20 protein-coding genes are annotated in these 23,324 nt (G+C 73.7%); 12 read left to right on the plus strand and 8 right to left on the minus strand.

Annotated elements, in window-relative coordinates; all coding sequences use genetic code 11:
- Positions 1–2,870 precede the first annotated feature (2,870 nt).
- Complete coding sequence (locus GXW83_RS20245; protein WP_182444430.1) at positions 2,871–3,509, minus strand: hypothetical protein; 639 nt, start codon at positions 3,507–3,509, stop codon at positions 2,871–2,873.
- A 10-nt stretch (positions 3,510–3,519) separates the two neighbouring features.
- On the opposite strand from GXW83_RS20245, the gene GXW83_RS20250 reads away from it, so the two are divergent.
- From GXW83_RS20250 to GXW83_RS20300, 11 genes are all read left to right on the plus strand, one after another.
- The gene (locus GXW83_RS20250; protein ID WP_182444431.1) at positions 3,520–3,663 is read left to right on the plus strand and encodes a hypothetical protein; all 144 of its coding nucleotides are present in this window, start codon (positions 3,520–3,522) and stop codon (positions 3,661–3,663) included.
- A gap of 100 nt (positions 3,664–3,763) precedes the next feature.
- On the plus strand, positions 3,764–4,201 hold the full coding sequence (locus GXW83_RS20255) for a phage tail protein (RefSeq protein ID WP_182444432.1): 438 nt from the start codon (positions 3,764–3,766) through the stop codon (positions 4,199–4,201).
- Positions 4,202–4,203: 2 nt separating this feature from the next.
- Entirely contained in the window at positions 4,204–4,917 is a 714-nt protein-coding gene (locus tag GXW83_RS20260) for a LysM peptidoglycan-binding domain-containing protein (RefSeq protein ID WP_182444433.1), read from the plus strand.
- Positions 4,918–4,924: 7 nt separating this feature from the next.
- Positions 4,925–6,862: a VgrG-related protein gene (locus tag GXW83_RS20265; protein ID WP_182444434.1), complete on the plus strand. Its 1,938-nt coding sequence runs from the start codon at positions 4,925–4,927 to the stop codon at positions 6,860–6,862.
- 50 nt (positions 6,863–6,912) lie between these two features.
- Positions 6,913–7,353, plus strand: a complete 441-nt coding sequence (locus GXW83_RS20270; protein WP_182444435.1) for a GPW/gp25 family protein — start codon at positions 6,913–6,915, stop codon at positions 7,351–7,353.
- Complete coding sequence (locus GXW83_RS20275; protein WP_182444436.1) at positions 7,353–9,305, plus strand: putative baseplate assembly protein; 1,953 nt, start codon at positions 7,353–7,355, stop codon at positions 9,303–9,305. Before GXW83_RS20270 ends, GXW83_RS20275 begins: the two co-directional genes overlap by 1 nt.
- A 4-nt stretch (positions 9,306–9,309) precedes the next feature.
- On the plus strand, positions 9,310–9,882 hold the full coding sequence (locus tag GXW83_RS20280) for a phage tail protein (RefSeq protein ID WP_182444437.1): 573 nt from the start codon (positions 9,310–9,312) through the stop codon (positions 9,880–9,882).
- Positions 9,879–11,285, plus strand: coding sequence for a zinc ribbon domain-containing protein (locus GXW83_RS20285; RefSeq protein ID WP_182444438.1), 1,407 nt, complete (start codon positions 9,879–9,881; stop codon positions 11,283–11,285). Before GXW83_RS20280 ends, GXW83_RS20285 begins: the two co-directional genes overlap by 4 nt.
- Before the next feature lie 113 nt (positions 11,286–11,398).
- On the plus strand, positions 11,399–12,082 hold the full coding sequence (gene def, locus GXW83_RS20290; protein WP_182444439.1) for a peptide deformylase: 684 nt from the start codon (positions 11,399–11,401) through the stop codon (positions 12,080–12,082).
- A gap of 176 nt (positions 12,083–12,258) precedes the next feature.
- Entirely contained in the window at positions 12,259–12,609 is a 351-nt protein-coding gene (locus GXW83_RS35390) for a class I SAM-dependent methyltransferase (protein WP_370466740.1), read from the plus strand.
- Between the two features lie 91 nt (positions 12,610–12,700).
- Positions 12,701–14,251 (plus strand): N,N-dimethylformamidase beta subunit family domain-containing protein, encoded by a 1,551-nt coding sequence (locus tag GXW83_RS20300; RefSeq protein WP_225447129.1) that lies wholly within the window; start codon positions 12,701–12,703, stop codon positions 14,249–14,251.
- A 19-nt stretch (positions 14,252–14,270) separates the two neighbouring features.
- On the opposite strand, the gene GXW83_RS20305 is transcribed toward GXW83_RS20300, so the two are convergent.
- Positions 14,271–15,482, minus strand: coding sequence for an MFS transporter (locus tag GXW83_RS20305; RefSeq protein WP_370466741.1), 1,212 nt, complete (start codon positions 15,480–15,482; stop codon positions 14,271–14,273).
- Between the two features lie 54 nt (positions 15,483–15,536).
- On the opposite strand from GXW83_RS20305, the gene GXW83_RS20310 reads away from it, so the two are divergent.
- The gene (locus GXW83_RS20310; RefSeq protein WP_182444440.1) at positions 15,537–16,292 is read left to right on the plus strand and encodes a helix-turn-helix transcriptional regulator; all 756 of its coding nucleotides are present in this window, start codon (positions 15,537–15,539) and stop codon (positions 16,290–16,292) included.
- Positions 16,293–16,296: 4 nt separating this feature from the next.
- On the opposite strand, the gene GXW83_RS20315 is transcribed toward GXW83_RS20310, so the two are convergent.
- From GXW83_RS20315 to GXW83_RS20340, 6 genes are all read right to left on the minus strand, one after another.
- Positions 16,297–16,686: a RidA family protein gene (locus GXW83_RS20315; protein ID WP_182444441.1), complete on the minus strand. Its 390-nt coding sequence runs from the start codon at positions 16,684–16,686 to the stop codon at positions 16,297–16,299.
- Between the two features lie 69 nt (positions 16,687–16,755).
- Complete coding sequence (gene lepB, locus GXW83_RS20320; RefSeq protein WP_182444442.1) at positions 16,756–17,649, minus strand: signal peptidase I; 894 nt, start codon at positions 17,647–17,649, stop codon at positions 16,756–16,758.
- Between the two features lie 237 nt (positions 17,650–17,886).
- Positions 17,887–18,690: a putative protein N(5)-glutamine methyltransferase gene (locus GXW83_RS20325; RefSeq protein WP_182444443.1), complete on the minus strand. Its 804-nt coding sequence runs from the start codon at positions 18,688–18,690 to the stop codon at positions 17,887–17,889.
- Between the two features lie 71 nt (positions 18,691–18,761).
- Positions 18,762–19,229, minus strand: a complete 468-nt coding sequence (locus GXW83_RS20330) for an STAS domain-containing protein (RefSeq protein WP_182447452.1) — start codon at positions 19,227–19,229, stop codon at positions 18,762–18,764.
- Positions 19,230–19,304: 75 nt separating this feature from the next.
- Positions 19,305–19,790 carry a transglycosylase SLT domain-containing protein gene (locus GXW83_RS20335; protein ID WP_225447130.1) on the minus strand — a complete coding sequence of 162 codons (486 nt, stop codon included), beginning with the start codon at positions 19,788–19,790 and terminating at the stop codon, positions 19,305–19,307.
- Between the two features lie 465 nt (positions 19,791–20,255).
- Positions 20,256–22,994 (minus strand): discoidin domain-containing protein, encoded by a 2,739-nt coding sequence (locus GXW83_RS20340; protein WP_182444444.1) that lies wholly within the window; start codon positions 22,992–22,994, stop codon positions 20,256–20,258.
- Positions 22,995–23,324: the final 330 nt, after the last annotated feature.

The following is a 23,324-nucleotide window of genomic DNA, read 5'->3' on the forward strand; positions in this document are numbered from 1 at the left end:
GCGATGGCCATACGCGATCGACTGCGCAGGACCGCACGATCGGGCGGGCAGGCCCCGCAGGCGGCGACCACCGCCGACAGCGCGGGTACGGCGGAGCACACGTCCGCCGGACCCGCGCCCACGCCTGCCCGGACGCCCGCACCGGCACCCGCGCGGGACTGGGCGGCACTGCCGCCGATACAGACCCGCCTGGGATCAGCCGGCGGATCGGTGGCGTCGAGCAACTTCAGCAGCACGCTGGCGAGTTGGCAGAACCCCTCGATGATGGGCGAGATATCGCACTCCGTGCAGCGGGACGCACCCAGCGGCCTCACCCACGGCCTGCTGCGCGCCACGCCCGTCCAACCCTCCCGGCTGGACCTGCCCGCGCTGTCCCTGCCCGTCGCCGGCCGCACGCCCTCGGGCCCGGCCGGATCCGCGGGCCTGGCGGGACAGGCGGCGCCGCTGGGGTCGTTGGGGGCCTCGGGTTCTGCGGGGGTCTCGGGGTCTGTCGGGACCACGGGGCCTGTCGGAGCTTCGGGGTCTGTCGGGGCTTCGGGTGCTTCGGGAACGGCGCGTGCAGCGGCCACGGGCGTGCCCCGCGCCGGGGGCGGCGCTCGTGCCGCAGCCGGTGCGGCGGGGGTGCCTGCGTCCCCGGTGCGGCCCGCGCGGGCGGCCACGGGAGCGCGGCCCCAGGCCGCCGCCGTCCAGCGGCAGGTGCAGACCGCCACGACCCCGGGTACAGCTCCGGCCGCCGCACCGGCTGCCGGGGAGGCGGCCCCGGCCGCCACCGCCCGGCCCGCGACGGCGTCGCCCACACCTGCCCGCAGGCCCACACTCACCTCCGCTCCGGCGGTGCCCCAGCCGCCGCGACGGGTGTCCGTCGCACCCCGACCCCCGGCGGCCCCGGCCCACCCGCAGGCGGCGTCCAGCGCCGCCGAGCCCGGCGCCGTCCAGCGCGCCGGGGCGGCGTCGGCACCGGCCGCACCGGTTTCGGCACCGGCTCCTACATCGGCACCGGTTGCGTCACCAGCTCCGGCTCCGGCTCCGGCCGTGGGCATACGCCCGGCAGCAGCGGCTTCCGCAGCGTCGGCTCCGAGCGCAGCCACGGCCGCCGGTGCCGTCCCTGCTCCTGCTCCTGCTCCTGCTCCTGCTCCTGCCCAGGCTCCGGCTCCGGTGGCCGCCCGGCCGACGAACCGTACGGCCGACAGCGCGCCGCCGACGGTTCAGCGGGCTGCAGCCGCTCCGGCGCAGGCCCCCGCCGCGCCCGTCTCGGCTCCTCCAGCGGCCCGATCGGAGACCCGCGCCGCCGACACCGCGACGCCGACGCCGACCGTCCAACGGGCCGCAACGGCTCCGGCAGCAACGGCTTCCCCGGCGACGACTCCGGCGGCGACGTCTCCGGCAGCAACGGCTCCCGCAGGCGCACGTCCGGCGAGCAGCCCGGTCCGTGGCACACCGGGCGTCCAGCGGGCGGCAGCCGCTGCTGAGCGACCGGTAGCGGCCCGACCGGAGGGCAGCAACGCGCCGGTGGTCCAACGCGCCGCCGCTGCACCGACCCCTTCGACTCCGGCGGCAACCCGCCCTGCTGCGGACCCCTCCGCCGTCAACTCCCCCGCCCCAGCTCGGCCCGCTGCCGTCCGCCCCACGGCCGCCCTCCCGGACAGTGGCTCGCTCCCCGGCTCAGCCGCTGCGCAGCGCGCCGCAACCCCGCCCGCAGCGGCACCCGTCCGTTCGGAGAGCACGCCGACGGTCGCGCCGAATGTGCAGCGCACAACGGCGCCCGTCCAGGCCCCGACGCCCGCCCGTCCCGAACCCGGCGCGGCAGCGCCCGCCGAGAGCCGACCGGCCAGTGACCCACACGTTCAGCGGACCGCTTCCGCCCAGCCCCCGGCAGGAGTCCAGTCCCCGGCAGCACCGGGGCCTGTGACCAGCGGCGCTGCCCCGAGCGTTCAGCGGGCGCCGTCCGCCGAGACCCCGGCGGCAGCACGGCCCGTGGCCAGTCCTGCGCCGAGCGTTCAGCGGGCCGCAGCAACCGGCACTCCGGCGGCTCCCGCGACCGCATCGGCCGTGCCGTCGCCGACGGCTCAGCCGCGCCCGCCGCACCGGGAGCCGCAGCCGTCGGCCACGCTCCCCCTGGCCGTGCAGAGGTCGGCCGCGCCGACCGAGCCGCGCACGGCCGAGCCCCTGGGCTCGGCGGCGCCGTCACCGGCCGCCCAGACGCAGCGCACCGCACCGACGGCCGCCGCTCCCACCGCCCCGGTTGCCGCCCCCCTTCCCGTGCAGACTTCGGCCAGCACCCCTCCGGCAACGCCGCCGGTGCGCACCGCGCCGGGCAGCCCGAACCGTCCGGCTCAGGAGCCGCCCATCACCGCGCACCGCCCAACCAGCGCGCCCACGCTGGGCGGTGGCAGCCTCCCGACGCAACCGGCCGTGCCCGGTGCTGCGTCGGCGGCACGCCCAGCCGTCGGTGGGCAACGGCCTGCCGGGGTGGGGCTCGGGGCGCCGATCGCCTCGCAGCCGTCCGCGCCGGTCCAGCGGTCGGCGACGCGCCGGTCCGCGCTGGGGGCTCCGATCACCCCGCCCATATCCGGGACGTCGCCGGCCCCCGCGTCCGTGCCCACAGCCCCCGCCGGTGCTCCGCCGAGCGTGCCGCCGACGGCCGGGTCCGCGCCGGTGCGGCGCAGCGCGTTGGGTGCGCCGATCGCCCGGCAGCCCACGCTCGGTGCGCCGACGGCCACCGCCGCCGCGCGACCGGTCCAGCGCGCCGCCGTCAGCCGCCCGGCGCCGGCTCAGCCGCCGGCCGCCCCACCGAGCCAGCCGAGCCCATCCATGACGGAACATCAGCAGCTCACGTCAGCCGCCGACATGACGCCGCCTGTGGTACCCGTTCAGCCCCTGCTGACGCACCACGCGGCCCCAGTGGTGCAGCGGGCGCCGTTGGCGTCGGCGCGTCCGCTGGCGACGACGGTCGGCCCCGCCCCGGCCGCGCCCCACTCCGCTGCGTCGCAGGCTCCGACCGTTGCTCCGCTCTCGCCCACTCCGGCGCAGGCGGTACGGACGGCGCGGCCCGCGCCGAGTGGGCCGCATGGGCCGAGCGCTCCGAGCCCAGTGCGCCTGCAGAACGTGCAGCGGGCGGCAGTTGCGACGGATCCGCAGGCGGTCCGGCCGTCCGTGGCGGCGCTTCCGGTCCAGCGGCTGTCGGCCGCAGGCCCGTCGGCGACCTCGGGGTCGCCAGCGGCGTCCACGGTCCGGCCCGGCGTCCCCTCGGCGTTCGCCGGACCGGCCGTCGTACCGTCCGCCGTGTCGCCTGCCGGGGCCAGGTCGGCGCTGCCGGTGCAGCTGAGCAGTGCGCCCGGCCCCAGGGCGACTCCCCCGGCCGTGCAGCCGGTGTTCTCGGCGTCAGCGCCCGCCGCGCCGCCGCCCGCCTCCCCGCCGCCTCTGCCGCCCGTGCCGCCGGCTGCAGCTGCCGTGCCTCCGGCGGCGCCGCGCCCGGCCGCGCCGATCCAGCGGTCCTCGGCAGCGAGCACGCCCGAGAGCGTGTCGGTATCCGCGCAGCCCGCCGCCGAACCGCATCTGGACGAGTTGGCGCGCCGCCTGGTGGGGCCGTTGTCGCGGCTGCTGCGGGCCGAGCTGCGGCTCGAACGGGAACGGATCGGGCGTCTCCGCGACCCCGGGCGTTGACCGTGCGGACGCCTGAGCCCGCATGGGGCTCCCCACCGCGACCCGGCCGCAGTCGGCCGCGCCACCCCTCCCCGCCCCCAGCGCCTGGAGTACATCAGCCATGAGCACCCCGCAGGACCCAGGTTCCACCATCTTCTTCACCCTCAGCATCGACGGTGAGGACCTCGGCGCGTTCAACGGCTGCGACGGACTCGCCGCCGAGGTCGAGGTCGAGGCGTACGAGGAGGGCGGCAACAACGGTTTCGTGTGGCAGCTGCCCTCGCGGGTGAAGCACTCCACGATCCGGCTGACGCGTCCACTGACGCCGGACACGGCCAAGGTCGCCGCCTGGATCTCGTCGGTGGCCACCGGCGTGGTCCGGCCCACGGCGCAGATCTCCGCGCTGCGCGCCGACGGTTCGCTGGTCGCCCGCTGGGGCCTGCTGGACGTGCTGCCGGTGCGCTGGCAGGGGCCGTCGCTGGATCCGGCCAGCCCCAATGTGGCCACCGAGGTGCTGGAGATCACCCACCACGGGTTCACCGATGCGGGGGCGGCCTAGCCATGACACAGCCTCCCGGAACCAGTCTGGTCCGCGCCTCCCTGGCGATCCACGAGCCGCCCACCGGCCTGGCCATGGCCCTGGGCGGAGAGATCGGCACGGTCGACTTCCAGTTCAACCCGAAGGATCTGACCCTGGTCCGCAGCGCCAGTTGGTCGATGGACCACGCGGTGGGCTTCGAGCGCGGCGCGCTGGCCAACTTCAGGGGCGCCGATCCGGCCACCATGGATCTCGTGGTCTTCCTGGACGGGACGGCCCCGGGCAGCAAGTCCGAGGTGCAGTCGCAGGTCGAACTGCTGCTGTCCTGCTGCGAGGTGTGGCCGGGGAGCCTGCTCTCCAAGCGGCCGTCGCCGCCGTGGGTGCGCTTCTCGTGGGGCTCCTTCAGCACGGTCCAGTTCATCGCGTACGTGAGCCGGGCCTCCGCGCAGTACACGCTGTTCAGCCCGACCGGCGAGCCGACCAGGGCCCGGTGCACGCTGTCGCTGACCGAGGTGGCGGTGCTGACGGCCGGTCAGAACCCGACTTCCGGCGCGTTGACGGCGCGCCGGGTGCACCGGGTGGTGGTCGGCGACTCGCTGCAGTCCCTCGCCTGGCGGGAGTACGGCGACGCCACGGTGTGGCGGGTGATCGCCGAGGCGAACGACATCGACGACCCCATGGATCTGGAGCCGGGCACCGAGCTGCTGCTGCCCGCCGCCGAAGAGATCCACAGGTAGGAGCACCATGAGCCAGGCCACGTACACCAACATCCTCGCGGTCGAGATCGGCGGGCCCATCCCCAACGCCCTGGCCAACCTGCTGGCCGAGGGCTGGGTGGACGCCGGGGTGAACATGCCCGCCGCCTTCCAGCTGTCGTTCAGCGACCCCGGCCGGGCCATCATGGACTCCTACGGCGGACTGCTGCGGATCGGCGCCGAGGTGAAGCTGTTCCCGATCACCGACGGGGTGCAGGGGCAGCCGCTGATCACCGGCGAGATCACCGCGCTCGAGGCGGACGCCGACGGCAGCGACAAGCTGCTGGTGGTGCGCGGCTACGACCCGGGGCACCGGCTGCTGCGCAACCGCAGGGTGGTGGGCTACCCCAACATGACCGCCACCGACATCGTCCGCAAGGTCGCCGGGATGTGCGGGGTCGAGCTGGGCAAGGTCGACTCCACGACCACCACCTACGAGTTGGCCACCCAGCCCAACATCAGCGACTGGGACTTCCTGAGCCGGCTGGCCCGGGAGAACGGCGTGCACCTGTACGTCAACGAGCTGGGGCTGCTGCAGTTCACCGACCTGGTGTCGGCCGCGGGCGCGCCGCCGGACACCATGACCGCCCGGCAGAGCCCGTACGTGCTGGAGTTCGAGACCAACGCGATGCGCAGCCGGGTCGTGGTGACCTCCGCCGACCAGGTGGACACGGTCGAGGTGCGCGGCTGGAACGTCCAGGCGAAGACTCCGCTGACCGAGCTGACTCCGGCGCTGAGCAGCGAGGACATCGAGATCGGGGTCACCCCCGCGGAGGTCTCGTCCATGTTCGGGGCGGCCAGGCTGACCGCGGCGGACGTCCCCTACGACACCCAGGCCGAGGTGCTGAAGGCGTCCAAGGCGCTGGCCGACGACATCACCTCCTCCTTCGCGGAGTTGGAGATCACGGTCACCGGCAATCCCGCGCTGCACCCGGGGCTGCCGGTGGCGTTGAAGGGCGGCGGCTTCCCGTTCGAGGGCCGCTACACGGTGACCGGCACCCGCCATGTCTTCACCGGTGCCGACCAGTACCAGACCTGGGTTTCAGTGACGGGTCGTCAGATGCGTTCGCTGTACGGCCTGGCGTCGGGCGGTGCGGACACCGCACCGAAGATGCCGGGCGTGGTCAGCGCACTGGTGACCAACACTCAGGACCCTTTGAGGCAAGGGCGGGTGAAGCTCACCTTCCCGTGGCTGTCGGCCGACTACGAGAGCGACTGGTGCCGGGTGGCCCAGTTCGGCGGGGTGCACGGCGGCGGGCTGTTCCTGCCCGATGTGCACGACGAGGTGCTGGTCGCCTTCGACCGGGGCGCGCTGGACCACCCCTACGTCATCGCCGGGCTCTACAACGGCGTGGACCAGCCCACGCCCGACCCGGACGCGCACCCGCAGTACGACCCCACCAACGGCGCGATCAACTGGCGCAGCCTGGCCTCGCGCAACGGCCACATGGTGGAGCTGCTGGAGGTCAGGGAGCCGCCCAGCAGTGGCATCCGCCTGAGCACCGGCGAGAAGAAGCTGCTGGTGCACCTGGACGAGACCGATCCGGCGAGCGCCACCATCACCATCAGCGCCACCCGCGAGGGGCCCGGCGCCACCATCACCATCAGCAACACCGGCGCCATCACGATCGACGGCGGCACCAGCGTCTCGGTGAAGGCGGGCGCGGACCTCAACCTGGAGGCGACCGGGGCCGTCTCCATCAAGGGGGCGACGGTCAGCGTCAGCTCCCTCGGCGCGCTGAACCTGGCCGCCGCCGGGATCGTGGACATCGACGCCGGTGCGGACGTCACCATCGACGCCGTGGCGGACGTCTCCATCGACGCCATCGGACTCGCCAACCTCACGGCCACCACCGAACTGACGCTGGCGGCGGTCGACGTGACGATGGTGGGCGTGGTCACCGCCAACGGCATTCCCGTCGCCTGACGACTCGTCAGACACCAGCTCCACCACCAGCACAGAGCGAGGTTCCGTACATGGCAGAGCAGTTCGTCGGCGCCGGCTGGGCCTTCCCGATGCGGATCGCCCCGTCCGGCGGAATCGCCCTGGTCAGCCGGGAGAAGGAGATCGAGGAGGCGCTGCGCCTGGTCCTCGCCACCGCTCCCGGCGAACGGCCGATGCGGCCCGACTTCGGCTGCGCCATCCACGACCTGGTCTTCGCCCCCGTGGACGAGGCCACGGCCGGGCGGATCCAGTACGAGGTGCGGAGCACGCTGGACCGCTGGGAGCCGCGGATCGAGGTGCGTGAGGTGGCGGTCACCGCCAGCCCCAGCGAGGAGGGGGTGCTCTTCATCGACGTCCGCTACACGATCCGGGGCACCAACAACCCGCGCAGCCTGGTCTTCCCGTTCTATGTCATCCCCTCCCACGAGGGCCCCTCGGCGTCCGCCGACCCGTCCACCGAAAGCGACCGCTGATGGCCCTGCCAGCCCCCAACCTCGACGACCGGCGCTTCCAGCAGTTCGTCGACGACGCCAAGCGCTACATCCAGCAGCGCTGCCCGGAGTGGACCGACCACAACGTCTCCGACCCGGGCGTGACGCTGGTCGAGGCCGTGGCGCACATGGCGGACCAGATCGTCTACCGGCTCAACCGGGTACCGGAGAAGAACTACCTGGCGTTCCTGGACCTGCTCGGGGTCACCCTGTTCCCGCCCGCGTCCGCCCGCACCGCGGTGACCTTCTGGCTCTCCGCGCCGCAGAGCCAGCCGCTGCTGCTGCCGACCGGCACAGAGGTCGCCACCCAGCGCACCGAGACCGAGGACGCCGTGGTGTTCGCCACCGAGCGCGATCTCACGGTCGTCCCCTGCACGTTGGAGCGGGTCCTGCTGCAGCCGGGCGGCGAGCCGCCGATCGACCACACCGACGGGATCTTCGACGGCAAGGACACCGCCTGCTTCGGCGACCCGCCGCAGCCCGGCGACGCCATGCTGTTCGGGCTGACCGCCGCCGTCCCCGACTGCGCGGTGGTGCTGCGGCTCGGCAGCCGGGTGGACGGCGTGGGTGTCGACCCCCGGCAGCCGCCGCTGGTGTGGGAGGCGCTGACCGGCGACGGCTGGCACCCCTGCGAGGTGGACCGGGACACCACCGGCGGCCTCAACCGCCCCGGCGAGGTCGTGCTGCACGTGCCCTCGGGCCACACCGTGGCGCGCAGCGGGCGGCACGACGCGGGCTGGCTGCGCTGCCGCGTCACGCAGGCCGAGCCGGGCCAGCCCTTCTACACCCTCTCCCCGACCATCCGCTCCGCGTCGGCCTTCACCATCGGCGGCACCACCCGCGCCGTCCACGCGGACGTCGTCCGGGACGAGGCGCTGGGCGAGTCCACAGGCGTCCCCGGGCAGCGGCTGCGGCTGGCGCACGCACCCGTCGCCCAGGGCGATCCGCCGCTGCTGCTCCAGGTCTCGGACGGCGAGGGCTGGACCGACTGGACGGTCGTCCCGCACTTCGCCGGCTCCGGCCCGGACGACCGGCACGCCACCCTGGACGCCACCACCGGCGAGCTGGCCTTCGGCCCGTCCGTCCGCGAGCCCGACGGGACGATGCGCCACTACGGCGCGGTGCCGCCCAAGGGCGCGCTGATCCGCGCGCACCGCTACCGCACCGGCGGCGGCCGGGCCGGGAACGTCGCCCGGGGCAGCATCCGGGTGCTGCGCAGCTCCATCCCGTACATCGCCCGGGTGGACAACCGCGAGGCGGCGCGCGGCGGCGTCGACGGCGAGACCGTGGCCGAGGCCAAGGTCCGCGCCCCCGTGTCGCTGCGCGCCCAGGACCGGGCGGTGACCGTGCGCGACTACGAGGAGCTGGCCCGCCGCGCCGCCCCCGAGGCGGCCCGGATCACCTGCCTGGCGGCGGACGAGTCCCAGCACGGCGAGAACGCGGTGCGGGTGCTGGTCGTCCCGCAGGCCGTGCCGGACCAGGGCGGGCGGCTGCGCTTCGAGCAGCTGGTCCCCGGCGACGAGCTGCTCGGCACCATCACCCGGCACCTGGACGAGCGCCGCCCGATCGGCACCCGGCTGGCCGTGGGACCGCCCTACTACCAGGGCGTCACGGTGGTGGCGACGCTGCACGCCTTCCGGGGCACCGAGTCGGAGCGGATCCGCGCGGCGGCCCTGGACGCGCTCTACGACCACCTGGATCCGCTGGCCGGCGGCGCGTACGGGACCGGCTGGCCGTTCGGGCGTCCGCTGCAGGCGGGCGAGGTGTTCGCGGTACTGCAGCGGGTGCCGGGCGTGGAGCTGGTGGACCAGGTGCTGCTGCACCCGGCTGACCCGCTCTCCGGCAAGCGCGGCGACCCGACCGACCGGATCGACCTGGACCCCTCCGCCCTGGTCTTCTCGTTCGACCACCGCGTCCGCGTGATCGGGGGCTGACGGCATGTCAGAATCCGCCGCATATCGGGGCGCTGTCGACGGGCTCGGCAGCCGGCACCCGATCGGCCTGCAACTGCCCGCCGTGTACGCCGACGACGAGATGGCGCAGCGCTTCACCGCCGGGCTGGACGACCTCCTCGCGCCGCTGCTCAACGTCCTGGACTGCCTGGACAGTTACTTCACCCCCGCGCTCGCCCCCGAGGACTTCACCGAGTGGCTGGGCAGTTGGGTCGGCGCGGAGACCGACCCGGACGCCCCGCTGCCGCTGCTGCGCGAGTCGGTGGGGGCGGCAGCCGGACTGCACCGGTTGCGCGGGACCACGCGCGGCCTGTCGGAGGCGGTCCGGCTGGCCTTCGGTGTGGAGCCGGAGATCAGCGAGAGCGGCGGGGCCGACTGGTCGGCCCGCCCGCTCGGGCCGTTCCCCGGTGACCCGCAGCCGCACCTGCGGGTGGTGCTGCGGGTCGAGGACCCCGGCAGCATCGACCAGCAACGCCTCACCGAACTGGTGCGCGCCGCACGCCCCGCCCACATACCCTGCACGGTCCAGGTGGCCGCAATGAGAGGACCCGCCACGTGAACGACACAACCCAGAGGACGGAGCTGCGCTGCGCCGACTGCGGCGGGGTGGCCCACGCCGGGCAGTCCTTCTGCGACGACTGCGGGTCGTTCCTGAACTGGGAGCACCAGGCCGGGGCCCGCCCCGCCGCGGCCGAGCCGGCCGCCCAGGCGAAGCCGGAGCAGCCCGCCCAGGCCGGGGAACCGGAGCAGGAAGCGGCACCGGAGGAGGGCGCAGAGCCGGAACAGGCCGCGAAGCCGGAGCAGGCCGCCGTGCCGGAGCCCGCGCAGGCCCGACCCGCAGCACCGGCAACGTCCGCCGCACCGGCCGCAGCCGCGCCACCGGCCCCTCCGGCTCCGCCTGCCGCGCCGCCGACCCTCTCGGTCAAGAAGGCCGCTGACGCCACGTCACCTGTCGTCCCGGCGCAGGCTCCCCCGACGGCTGCCGCCCTCGGCCCGGAGGACGACACCACCGAGGTCCTCAACGAGCCGATCCACCCGGCCTCGCCCGCGCCCCCGGCCGCGCCGGTGCCGCCGGAGGTGGCCCGGGCCCGCGCGCTGCTGGTGCCGGTCGCCGACCGCAGCGTTCCGGGTCGGCCCGCGCCGGAGGTGGCGCCGGTGCTGCCGGGGACGCCGTCGGCGGCGCGCCCCACCGTGCGGCAGCCCGGCGACGACGACCATGTGCCGCACGGCGAGCTGTGCCCCTGGTGCGGCACCGCCAACCAGCGGGACCGGCACTTCTGCCGGCGCTGCGCGATGCGGTTGGCGGAGTCGCCCGGCGGTCCGCAGCGTCGGCCGTGGTGGCGGCGGATCTTCGACTTCCGTGGCCGCGAGGCCCCGTGGGCGGGCGAACGGCCGCGCCTGCGGCGGGACTTGGGCCGGATCGTGCGCTGGACGCTGGCGATCGCGGTCGCCGTGGCGCTGGTGGTGACGGTAAGCACGGAGGCGACTCCGGCGACGCACGCGGTGGAGGACCACTTCGCCACCCGGGCGCAGATCCACCAGATCACCTTCAGCGCCTACCACGCCGATCCGGCCCACCCGGCCTCGCTGGCCGGTGACGGCTACAACAACACCTGGTGGGGCACGGGTTACGGCGGTTTCAACACCGGCCAGTGGCTGCAGGCCAACTTCGCCACCCCCACGCACCTGCTGAACGTGATCATCACGCCGTGTGCGGGCGCGGAGTCGGACCAGGTCTCGGTGGAGGCGTGCCCGCAGCAGTTGGAGGCGCTGATCACCAACAGCTCGGGGAAGACCAGCACCAAGCAGCTGTCGCTGAACGACGGCCAGCCGCAGACCTTCGGCCTGGACGCCCGGGACGTGACCAGCGTCCGTTTCATCATCGAGTCGATCTACGGCGTCAGCCCGCAGAAGCAGGTGGCCGTGGCCGAGATGGAGTTCTTCGGGCCCTCCAACTCCTGACTCCCTAAAATGCACTCACCGTGCATGCCGCGCCCAGCGCGCGGGCGCCGGTCCGGGCGGAGCCGCCCGGACCGGTTTCCGCGCGCCAGGCCGTGACCGAGAGGGAGCCCGCAGTGCCCGCAGCCCACCACCGTCCAGCCGCCGTCGACCGCAGGGTCCGGCTCCAGGGCGAGCCGGTCGACTCCTGCCCGTCGCTGCTGCCCGAGGCGGAGCGCGGATCGGTGCTGCGGATCACCGAGGCCGGCGAGGAGATCCTGCACCGGCCGTGCCGCCCGGCGCAGGCGGAGTTCGGCACCCCGGAGCTCTCCCGGCTGATCGACGACATGTTCCGCACCATGTACGTCGCCGAGGGCGCCGGGCTGGCCGCCAACCAGGTCGACGTGGATCTGCGGCTGTTCGTCTACGACTGCCTGGACGACGACGGCGTGCGGCACGTCGGGCACATCCTCAACCCGGTCCTGGACGAGGCCGGTCCGGTCGGCCGCAGGCTGATCGAGGACGACGAGGGCTGCCTGTCGGTGCCGGGCGCGGTGGCGGACGTCCCGCGCACCGACCGGGCGGTGGCGCGCGGCTTCGACCGGGAGGGCCGACCGCTGGTCATCGAGGGCACCGGCTACTTCGCCCGCTGCCTGCAGCACGAGACCGACCACCTGAACGGCGGCCTCTACCTGGACCGGCTCTCCAAGCGGGACCGCAGGGAGGCGCTGCGGCAGAGGGACGAACGGCGGGAGGCGGTGCTCGCCCGGCGCGCCGCCCGTTCGGCGGAACTGGACGCCGCCACCGGCCGCACGCCCTGAGGGACCGGGGCCGACCAGGGACGGTGCCCCGTCTCCACGCGAAGGCGGGGCACCGTACGCGTCCGGGGGGAGCGCCTGACAATCATGGCATGGACGCATCAATTACCGCCAGTGGGGCCCTGCCCCGCCGCACCGGTCCCCCGCCGGGGGCGCGCTTTCACGTGGAGGTGGTCACCTTGACCAGGAACACAGACGAGACCGCTCAGTACCCGTCGATGGACCAGAGCTTCTGGGAGGAGCGCTACCGCTCGCGCAGCGTCCTGTGGAGCGGCCATGTCAATCCGCAGCTGGTCGCCGAGGCGGCGCGGCTCGCGCCCGGCGCCGCCCTGGACGTCGGCTGCGGCGAGGGCGGGGACGCCCTCTGGCTGGCCGAACGCGGCTGGCGGGTCACCGCGGTGGACTTCGGAGGCCGCGCGCGGTGCTGGACCCCGAGGGCCGCGAGGCGACCGTCCACGACGCGGTGCTCGTCGCCCGCCGCTCCGGCTGAGGCCACGGTGCCGCGCGCCCGGACGATCAACAGCCGCTAGTCTCGAGGACGAACGGCACGGCACCCGCGTGCGCGGCACGGGCACGCGCGCGGCACCGGCGGACAGGCGGCACGGGCGGACGGAGCGTCGGATGGCGGACAGCAGCGGGGTGCCCCGGCGGCGGTTCCTGGGCGCGGCAGCGGCAGCAGGGGCGGGCGCCGCCGGGCTGGGCGCGCTGGCCGGCTGCGGTACCCCCGCCTCCGCCGGGGACCGCGCGTCGGGCCGGCCCTCGCCGGTCCGCGCCACGACGGCGCGGCGCTCCGAGCAGTCCCTGCCCGGTGACGCCGACTGGCGGCTGGTCTCCGCCGGTCCGCAGGAGGCCGTCCAGGGCTGGACCGACCAGGTCAGCGTCGAGCGCGGGGAGCGCTTCGCGCTCCATGTCTCCACCACCGCACCGGGGTTCACCGTGTCGGCGTACCGGGTCGGCTGGTACGGCGGCGCGCAGGCCCGGCTGGTGTGGCGCTCCGGGCGGATACCCGGCCGGGTCCAGCCGGCGGCGGGTTTCACCGACGCCACCCGGACCGTCACCACCGCCTGGGAGCCCACGCTGGGCGTGGCCACCGACGACTGGCCGACCGGCGCGTACCTGCTGCGCCTGGACGCCGAGAACGGCCACCAGCGGTACGTCCCGATGATCGTCCGGGACGCCGCCGCCAAGGGGCGGACGCTGCTGGTGCACGGCCCGGCGACCTGGCAGGCGTACAACGTCTGGGGCGGCTACAGCCTCTACCAGGGCGAGGACGGAGCCTACGGCACCCGCTCGCTGTCGGTCTCCTTCGACCGCCCGTACGACGGCAACGGCGCGGAGAAGTTCCTGGTGTACGAGCGCGCGCTGGTGGTGCTGGCCGAGCGGCTCGGCATACCGCTGGCCTACACCACCGGCATCGACGTGCACCGGCAGCCGGCCGTGCTGGAGGGTGCGACGGCGCTGCTCTCGCTCGGGCACGACGAGTACTGGACGCCGCAGCAGCGCGCCGCCGTCACGCGGGCCCGCGACGCGGGCACCAACCTCGCCTTTCTCGGCGCGAACACCTGCTTCCGCCGCATCCGGGTCGAGGACGGCTCGCGCAGCGTGGTCTGCTACAAGACCGACTACCGCGACGATCCGCTCTACGGCCGGGACGACCCGGCGGTCACCACCGACTTCCGGGCCGAGCCCGCCCCCGACCCGGAGTCCTCGCTCACCGGAGTGCTGTACGAGGGCTACCCGGTGGACGCCCCGTACGTGGTCCTCGCCGCCGACCACTGGCTGTACGCGGGCACCGGGGTGGCCGCGGGTGACTCCTTCCCGCACCTGGTCGGCGTGGAGTACGACCGGGTCACCCCGGGCGGGCCGGTGCCGCGCCCGATCGAGATCCTCGCGCACTCGCCGCTGGTGTGCGAGGGCCGGGCGAGCCACTCGGACACCGCCTACTACACGGCGCCCGGCGGGGCCGGGGTGTTCGCCTCGGGCACCATGCGCTGGGTCGAGGGCCTGATGGCGGGCGGGCGCGACGACGGCGGCGACCACGGCATGGACGCCCGCACCTGCGCCTTCGTCACCCGGGCCACGGAGAACCTGCTCACCGCCTTCGCCCAGGGCCCGGCCGGGCACCGCCTGCCGCCGCCGCGCGACAACATATCTGCGGTGTACGGCGACTGACGCGGCGTCACCAAACGCGTCATTGTTCCGGTTCACGCAGGAGGACGCCCAACCCCAGGGCCGCCAACGGGATTGCGCAGAGCAGCGTCAGCACGCCCTGCGGTCCCCGGCTCTCCGCCAGCACGCCGAAGGCCGGGGCGATCAACCCACCGATGCTGACGGCCAGTCCGAGCGTCACGCCGGCCGCCGTGCCCGGACGGTTGGGCAGGTAGTCCTGGCCGAGCTTGACCAGCACCGCGAACGGGATGTTGAGCGCCGCCCCGGCGAGCCCGGCGAACAGCAGCGGAGCGAGCGTCCCGGGGAGGAACCGCAGCCCGGCCAGCATCGGGACGGCCAGTACGGCCCCGAGTTGGACGGTGCGCACCATGCCGATCCGGTCGGCGATCCGTCCGCCCAGCAGCGTCCCGAGCACGCCGCCGCCCAGGAAGCAGGCCAGCGCGGTGCCGGCCACCGCGCGGGAGGCGTGCAGGTGCCTGATCCAGTACAGCTCGATGAAGGTGTTGACGCCGAAGAACACCGTCGAGCGGACCACCTCGATACCGGTCAGCACCAGGAAGGGCGCCCAGCGGTCGGTGCCGGTGCGGAGCGGCGCGGCGGAGGCCAGCGCGCGGTGCCGGTGCCGGTTGCGGTGCAGCACGTAGGCGATCAGCACAGCCGGGGGGATGAACAGGGCGGTCGCACCCACGCCCCAGGCCACCAGTGCCGGGGTGGCCAGGACCGGAGCCAGGAAGAAGCCGACACTGCCGCCCGCGGCGAAAACGCCCATGGCCCCGGCGCTGTCGCCCGCCGCCTCCCGTGCGGCCTTGCCCGCCGCCGGATGGAACACGGCCACACCGAGCCCGGAGAGCAGGATCAGCGCCCACACCACCGGATAGGGGTGGAACAGCCCGGACAGGCCCAGCCCCAGACCGGCCAGGGCGACACCGGCCGCCGGCAGCCAGCCCCAGCGCACCCGGTCCACCAGCACCCCGAGGAACGGCTGCGGCACCGAACTGCCCAGGGTGGCCGCCAGGGTGAGGCCGGAGGCGGCCACGTAGCCGTAGTGGCGGTCCAGGACGAAGTACGGCACGCTCGCCGGGACCAGGCCCTGGTAGAGGTCGTCCACGGCGTGCGCGATCCCCCACAGCCGCATCCGCTGCCACATCGACGCCCCCGCGTCCGCGAGGGGCAGGCTGTCGAGGTCGGGCCGGGTCGGGTCGGGGGCGGCGGCGCGCCGCTCGATATCGGTCATGGCCCCAGCATCGCCAGCGACGCCCCCTGCGGACTACCGGTATCCTGCCGAGCTATGCCGGTAGACCGCCATCCTCTGCACGGGCCGACCCTCGCCTCCCTGGTCCACCGGGAACGGGTCGACTGGCACGACCACGCCGTCCACCAGCTCATCCACCCGAGCGCGGGGGTGCTGCAGGTGTCCACGCCGATCGGCGCCTGGATCGTGCCGCCGTACCGAGCGGTGTGGATCCCGGCCGAGGTGCCGCACGCCCACCAGGCGCACGGCCCCACCCACATGCGCACCCTGGCCTTCGCCGCGACCGTCAACCCGCTCCGGCTCGACCGGCCCACGGTGCTGGCGGTCACCCCGCTGCTGCGCGAGGTCATTGTCAGCCTGACCGGGGACGACAGCCTGACCTCGGCGCAGCGGGAGAACCTGGAGCGGGTCGCGCTGGACCAGCTGTACCGGGTGGAGGCGCTGCCGCTGTGCCTGCCGTCGCCCGCCGACGACCGGCTGCGCCACGTCCATGCGCTGCTCAGCGAGGACCCGGCCGACCAGCGCACCCTGGCCGAACTCGGAGCCGCAGTGGGCGCGTCCGAACGCACCCTGAGCCGGCTGTTCCGCAGCGAGACCGCGATGAGCTTCCCGCAGTGGCGCACCCAGCTGCGGCTGCACCACTCGCTCACCCTGCTCGCCGCCGGACGCCCGGTCACGGCCGTGGCGACCGCCTGCGGCTACAGCAGTTCCAGCGCGTTCATCGAGGCGTTCCGGCACGCCTTCGGCAGCACCCCCGGCAAGTACCGCCGGGAAGGGACGGACCGGCGCTGACGCCTCACGCCTGCCCGCGCCGCGCGTCCACCTCGATCTCGATCCTCATCCGGGGATCGGCCAGCCCGCACACCATCATCGTCGCCGCCGGGCGCACCTCGCCGAAGCAGCGGCGCAGCACCGGCCAGCACGGCTCGAAGTCCTCACGCCGGGGCAGCAGGTAGCGCACCCGGACGACGTCGGCGAACGAGGAGCCCGCCTCGGCCAGCACCGAGCCGATGGTGCGCAGACACTGCTCGGCCTGCTCGACCACGTCGTCGGGGATGGTCATGGTGACGTAGTCGAAGCCGGTGGTGCCGGAGATGTGGATCCGGTCCCCGTCCACCACCGCCCGGGCGTAGCCGATCTGCTCCTCGAAGGTCGAACCGGTCAGGATGGCGCGTCGCTCTGTCATGCCGCGCAAGCTAGGCAATCGCGTCGCCGGCTGTCCAGTCGGCGGCTGCGTCGGCCACGGTGGCGGCGCTCAACCGCGGTTGCGGCGGCGCCTGCGGTACCAGAGCGACACCGGCACGAGCAGCGCCGCGCCGTCCAGCGCGGCCGGAGCCACGGCGGGCAGCGGCGAGGAGGCCAGGCCGTGCTGGTCGAAGGTGGACGGCACGGAGAGGAACGCCCAGTGGTTGAGCGGCCAGGCCACCACGAAGGCACGGCCGACCACGTCGCCCACCGGGACGAACCCCTCGCCGTTGCCGGTGACCCGCTGGTGCCGGGAGTCGGCCGAGTCGTCGCGGTGGTCGCCCATCACCCACAGGTCGCCCTTGGGCACCTTCACCGTGCCGACCGGGTCGAGGTCGCAGGGCTGGTTGCCCGGGTAGATGTACGGCTCCGACAGGGCCACGCCGTCCACCCGGACCGGCTGCCCGGAGACGCACTGGACGGTGTCGCCGCCGACCGCGATGACCCGCTTGATCAGGTCCTGGTCGTCGGCGGCGGGCAGCAGCCCGATGGTGCTCAGCGCCGACTGGAGGTCGCGCAGCACCGGATTGCTGGTCGGCGCGGGCTGGGGCTCGTCGTCGAGCCATCCGTGCGGGTCCTTGAAGACGACGACGTCGCCGCGCTCGGGGGTGGCCCCGAACCAGGGCGTCAGCTTGTCCACCAGCACCCGGTCGCCGGGCTGCAGGGTGTTCTGCATGGACTGCGAGGGGATGTAGAAGGCCTGGACGAAGAAGGTCTTGATGATCAGTGCCATCACCACGGCCGCGACCACCAGCAGCGGCACCTCCTTCCAGAACGGGCGCTGTCTGCGGCCGTCCGGCGCGGCGGCCGGCGCGGGCTCCTCCGGGACCTCCGTGCCGCTCGCCGCCACCGGGCCCCGTGCCCTGTTCCCCACCGACGCCGCGTCCGCAGCCGACTCGTCCATTCCACCGCTCCCTGTCCCGTGCGCGAAGATCGCCCCCACGCACACAACGAACGGAAGTTCCCGAGCCGGAGCCTCAGCCGGTCGCCGCAGGTCCCGGCCGTCCGGCGGGCACGAAGGGCCGGGAACACGGCCCACAGGAACCGCACAGCGCACCCACACCGCCGGGCGCGGCCCGGTGGATCAGCCGGCCCTGGCCCTAGCGCGGCGATCCGGCCGGGAGCCGCGTCCGGCGCGTGGTCATCCGCGCGCCCCGCCGGGCCGGGCGCCGATGACGACGGTGGCGTAGAACTCGTCGGACTCGGCCGACCGGGCCGTCAGCCCGCTGCCGGTGAAGACCTCGACGGCCCGTCGCGCCTGCCGCTCGCTGGTCTCGACGAGCAGGTGTCCGCCGGGCGCCAGCCAGCGCGCGGCCTCCCGGGTGACCCTGCGCATGACGTCCAAACCGTCGCTGCCGCCGTCCAGGGCCGCCAGCGGCTCGTGCACCCGGGCCTCCGCGGGCAGCAGCCCGACCTCGTCGGTGGGGACGTACGGCACGTTGGCGACCAGGACGTCCACCCGGCCGCCGAGCGCGACGGGCAGCGGGTCGAACAGGTCGCCCCGGAACACCCGGCCGCCCGCGGCGGCGAGATTGCGCCGGGCGTAGCGCACGGCCGCCGGGTCGATGTCGGCCGCGTACAGCTCGACCCCGGGCACGGCGGCGGCCAGGGCCGCGCCCAGCGCGCCGGAGCCGCAGCACAGGTCCACCGCCACCGCTCCGGGCCGGGCCAGCGCGGCGGCCTGACGGACCAGGAACTCGGTGCGGCGGCGGGGCACGAACACGCCGGGGCCGACGGCGATCCGCAGCCCGCAGAAGTCGGCCCAGCCGAGGACGTGCTCCAGCGGCAGGCCGTCGACGCGCCGCTGCACCATGGCGGCGAGTTCGGCCGGGGAGGGCGCGGTGTCCATCAGCAGGCGCGCCTCGTCCTCGGCGAAGACGCAGCCGGCGGCGCGGAGCCTGATGACGATGGCGGATTCGGTCAGGGACGACGGGGGGACGGTCATGAGAGCCTTTCGGGATACCGCGTGATCCGCGGGCGCTCTCCCGGTCCGCCTATGCCAGACGGCCCGCACTGCTACGGGAGGGGAGCACCCGGTCTGTACCTGCGTTGATCGGTCCCACCTCCTCGTTCGGCACGTCCATTGCTGGGGCCGCCCACACTACCCGATGCCGGACCGTCCCCGTGCCGGGCCCCGCCGTCCTCCAGCAGCGCCAGCGCCTGCCGGACCGAGGGGCGGACGGCCAGCAGGCGGCTGAGCCCGCTCTGCGCGAACTGGTCCAGGATCCGGGGCTGCTGGGTGACGACGACCAGCCCGCCCTGCTGCGCCCGGACCCGCTTGAGGGCGCCGACGAGGACGCCGAGGCCGGTGGCGTCGAGCGAGTCGGCCCGCCCGAGGTCCACCACCAGGCGGCTGCGGCCGGATTCGGCGAGCGCGGTCAGCACCTCGCGGAGCCGGGGCGAGCACCGGACGTCGACCGCCCCCGCGACCTCGACCACCGCCGTCCGCCCGCAGGCCGGAAGGTAGCTGACGCTTACGTCCATCACAGCCCCGATCGCCGCCAGTCCCCACCAAACTACCGTGCGGAGAAAGGTATATGACGGGCAATCATAATGGTGTCACTCGTACGGTCGGACCACGCCGCCCGCGGTGGCCCAGTTCTGGTGCAGGGTGTCCAGGTAGGACTGGGCCTGCGAGCCGGGCGTCACGCCGCGGGCGAAGGCCAGCATGTTGGACGGCCCGGCGTTGTAGCCCATGGCCAGCAGCTCGTCCTCGGTGTACCCGCCGGTGCGGTGCGCGGGGAGTTCGGCGGCCAGGTCATGCAGGTACCAGGCGGCCGCCTCGATGGCCAGGTCCGGGTCGTCCGGCAGCTCCAGCCAGCTCCGGTCGGCGAACGACCGCCCGGCCTTGACCTGGTCGAAGGCGGCCTCGTGCATGTTGGCGATGCCGAGCGCCGCCCCCGGCTTGAGCTTGAGCCAGGCCCGCTGGAACGACGGGTCGTGCGGCTTGTAGGACTCGTTGTAGAGGATCGCCATCAGCAGCTGCGGATCGATCCCGGCCTGCCGGGCGTAGTCCACCACCGGCGCGGCGAAGTCCGAGGGCACGTTCTGGTCGGGCGAGGAGCTGGGGCTCGGGCTGCCCCCGGGGGGTGCCCGGAGCCGCCCGCCGAGGGCCGGGCGCCGGCCGAGTCCGACGGCAGTGCGGCGGCCGTGCCCGGGCTGCCGCCGCTGTGGCTGCCGTGCTGCGCGACCCAGACGATCACCACGACCGCCACGATGACGGCAGCCCACCGCCAGGGCCGCTGGTGCTCTGCCATCCCCGCTCCCTCCGCAGGTCCCGTCCGGTCGGGTCCACCGGTATTCCTACCGTACGACCGCCGTGCCCGCGCGCTGCCGCGCCGCCCGCCCGCGCCCAGGCACGGGCACGGGCACGGGCACGGGCACGGGCACGGGCACGGGCACGGCTCCGGCGGAAGCGCAGGCGGCGCCCCCGCCGGCCCACCGGGCGGTGGGTCGGCAGGGGCGCCGTGTCTGCTCGGCGCCGGCGCCGTGGGGGCCGGCGCCGCCGGATCAGGGGTAGGAGACCACGTCGCTGGGTCCGCCGAAGGTCGAACTCACCGCCGCACCCGTGCCGTTGATGACCGAGTTGATCCCGCCGGAGCCGTTCAGGAAGACCGTCAGCAGGTCGTGGAACTGCACGCCGGAGGTGTCCGGGGCTTGGAAGGCCATGGAGTTGACGATGGGCACGCCCTGGTCGAAGTAGGAGTAGCTGCCCATCCCGTAGCCCTGGAACGAGGTGACGCTGTTCGGGACGTAGAACGCCGGGTAGCCGTCCTGGGTCGAACTGGACATCCATGCGGCCTGGTTGGGCACCTCGTAGGGGTTCTCGTTCTGGTAGAAGAGGACGGTTCCGCCCTGCCCGTTCCAGATCGTCTCGTCCTGCTGGTAGTGCTCCACGGCCAGGCCGTAGGCGGTCACGTTGTTGCCGTTGACGACCACCCCGGTCGCGCCCTGGTCGGAGGTCCAGGAGCCGCCGCCGGCGCCGTGGTCGGCCCGCCAGGCCCACACGTCGTCGATGATGGAGTTGCTGCTGTTGTCGATGAAGCTGGTCGCCGCCGTCCCGGCCTCGGCGCCGCCGACCCGGAAGTAGACGTCGTCGACGCTGACCGGGTCACCGGCGTGGCTGTCGGTCGCGCCCTGGACGCCGACCTGCAGCAGCGAGGGGGAACTGGTCGGTCCGGCGTCGAAGATCAGGCCGGAGAGGTTGACCCCGCTGACGTCCGCCACGTTGACCGTGGTGTTGCCGTTCTGCGGGATGAGCGTGGGGAAGCCCAGACCGATGATCTTGGTGTCGGCCTTGGTGACGTTGATGGTCTGCGGGACGTTGTAGACGCCCGGGGTGAACAGCAGGTTGTCCCCGGCCGCGAGCGCCGCGTTGATCTGCGCCACGGTGGCCGTCGGCTGGACCACGAAGAAGGAGCTGAGCGACAGCGAGGTCCCCGGGGTGTTGCCGTTGACCCAGGTGGGGCCGTTGGAGTTGGTCTGCACCGAGGGCACGAACACGTTGTAGTTGCCGGAGGAGTCCACGTACAGGTAGGGCTCCTCCTCCGTGGTCGGGCAGCTCGCCAGCGTGGTGTAGGAGTTGGGGCCGCCGCTGTCGCCGGAGTTGCCGGCGAAGCTCTGCGCCGGGGCGCCCGGGTCACCGCAGAAGACCTGGTTCCAGACCGCGTTGGACCAGCCGTCCAGGGAGCTGTTGCGGGTGATGTACTGCTGCTGGGAGCCATTGGTGACGGTGCCGCCGGTGAACTCCGAGTCGGCGATGAAACCGCCGCTGGCGTAGTCGGGGCCGCCGTTGCAGTAGTCCATCAGGCTCAGGTTGCCGTTGACGTGCACCCGGCGCAGCGGGGACGCCTGGGAGCTGGCCCAGAAGTCGTCACCGGACTCGCAGCCGGTCATGCCGGTCACGTTGATGGTGAGGTTGGACACCGAGCGCCAGAAGTTGTCGGTCGCGTTGCAGGTGGAGCCGTCGCACTGGTTGTACGAGTCGATGGTGCCGTTGATGACCACGGCGCTCGGGTTCTGGCCCAGACCGGCCACGCTGGTGTAGTAGCCGACCTGGAAGATCAGCGGGTCGGCGGCGGAGCCGTACGTCCCGGGGTCGAACAGGATGGCGTAGCGCTGGGTGCCGAACTGGTTGCCGATCTGCGCGTTGGCGATGGTGTTGAGGGTGTTCTGGATGGACGCCTGTGACATGCCGGTGTTGAACACGTAGACGTTCGAACCGAGGCTGCCGCCGGTCGGCGGGGGCGGTGTGCCGCCGCCCGTGCCACCGGAGCCGTTGGTGTAGGCGGTGAACTCGTCGATCGACCACCAGCTGGTGGTGGACGCGGCGGTCAGCACCACCCGGATGTACTGCGCCGTCTGGGCCGCGAAGGTGGCGATCTCCGGCGAGGAGCTGCCGGTCTCGGTGGCCACGGTGGTGAAGGCGGTGCCGTTGGTCGACACCTCCACGTTGTAGCCGACCGCGTAGTCCCCGGCCGAGTTGGGCGTGTTCATCTCGATCTGGTTGAAGCTCTGGCTCGACCCGAGGTTCACCTGGAACCACTGCCCTGCGGCCTGGTAGGCGTCCGAGCTGAACCGCGTCGCCAGATTGCCGTCAATGGCGTTGGACGGCGGATCACCGGCGGAGCTGGTGTTGGAGCTGGCTGTCCAGCCGGTCTCGCTCAACGCCGTCTCGGGGGTGGCGGATCCGCTGTAGGCGGTGAACTCGTCGATCGACCACCAGCTGGTGGTGGAGGCGGCGGTCAGCACCACCCGGATGTAGCGGGCGGTCTGCGCGGCGAAGGTGGCGACCTCCGGCGTGGTGCTGCTGGTGCCGGTGGCCACGGTGGTGAAGGCGGTGCCTTTGGTCGACACCTCCACGTTGTAGCCGACCGCGTAGTCCCCGGCCGAGTTGGGCGTGTTCATCTCGATCTGGTTGAAGCTCTGGCTCGACCCGAGGTCGACCTGGAACCACTGCCCGGCGGCCTGGTAGGCGTCCGAGCTGAACCGCGTCGCCAGATTGCCGTCAATGGCGTTGGACGGCGGATCGCCCGCGGAGGTGGTGCTGGAACTGGCAACCCAGCCCGTCTCGCTCAACGCCGTCTCGCCGGAGGCGGCCGCCGCGGGCGAGGTGACCGCCGGTGCGATCAGCAGGCCGAGCATGGAGACCACCGTGACCACGGCGGAGACCAGGGTGCGCTTGCTGGACCGATCCCTGACGGCTGCGAACCCGCTGCTGCGGACGGAGCGTCTTAGCTGTCTGATCATGACCTGACAGACCCTTCCTGGTGTTCGGTGCCCGACGTCCTCGGGCGGGGGCGTACGCGGTGCGACGTGCTGGTGCGCTGCGCCAGGTGCAGGCCGGGTTGCGAGGGGCCCCGGTTCCGGAGCGCGGTGGCGCTCGCCTCCGGCGGAAGGGCGGGGATGGCCGAGCCTTACATCAAGGCTTATTTCACGGTGTGATTTAACAATTGTGATGTCCGCCCGTCAATGGGATGAAGCAAATGATGTTCACCGGACGCGCCCCCGGCGGCGGCCCGCAGAACCTCAAGGATCTTCCTTACCCGGGTGCGCTATCGTCCCTGCCTGCCGGAACGT

The sequence above is a fragment of the Streptacidiphilus sp. PB12-B1b genome, assembly GCF_014084125.1.
Lineage (GTDB): Bacteria > Actinomycetota > Actinomycetes > Streptomycetales > Streptomycetaceae > Streptacidiphilus.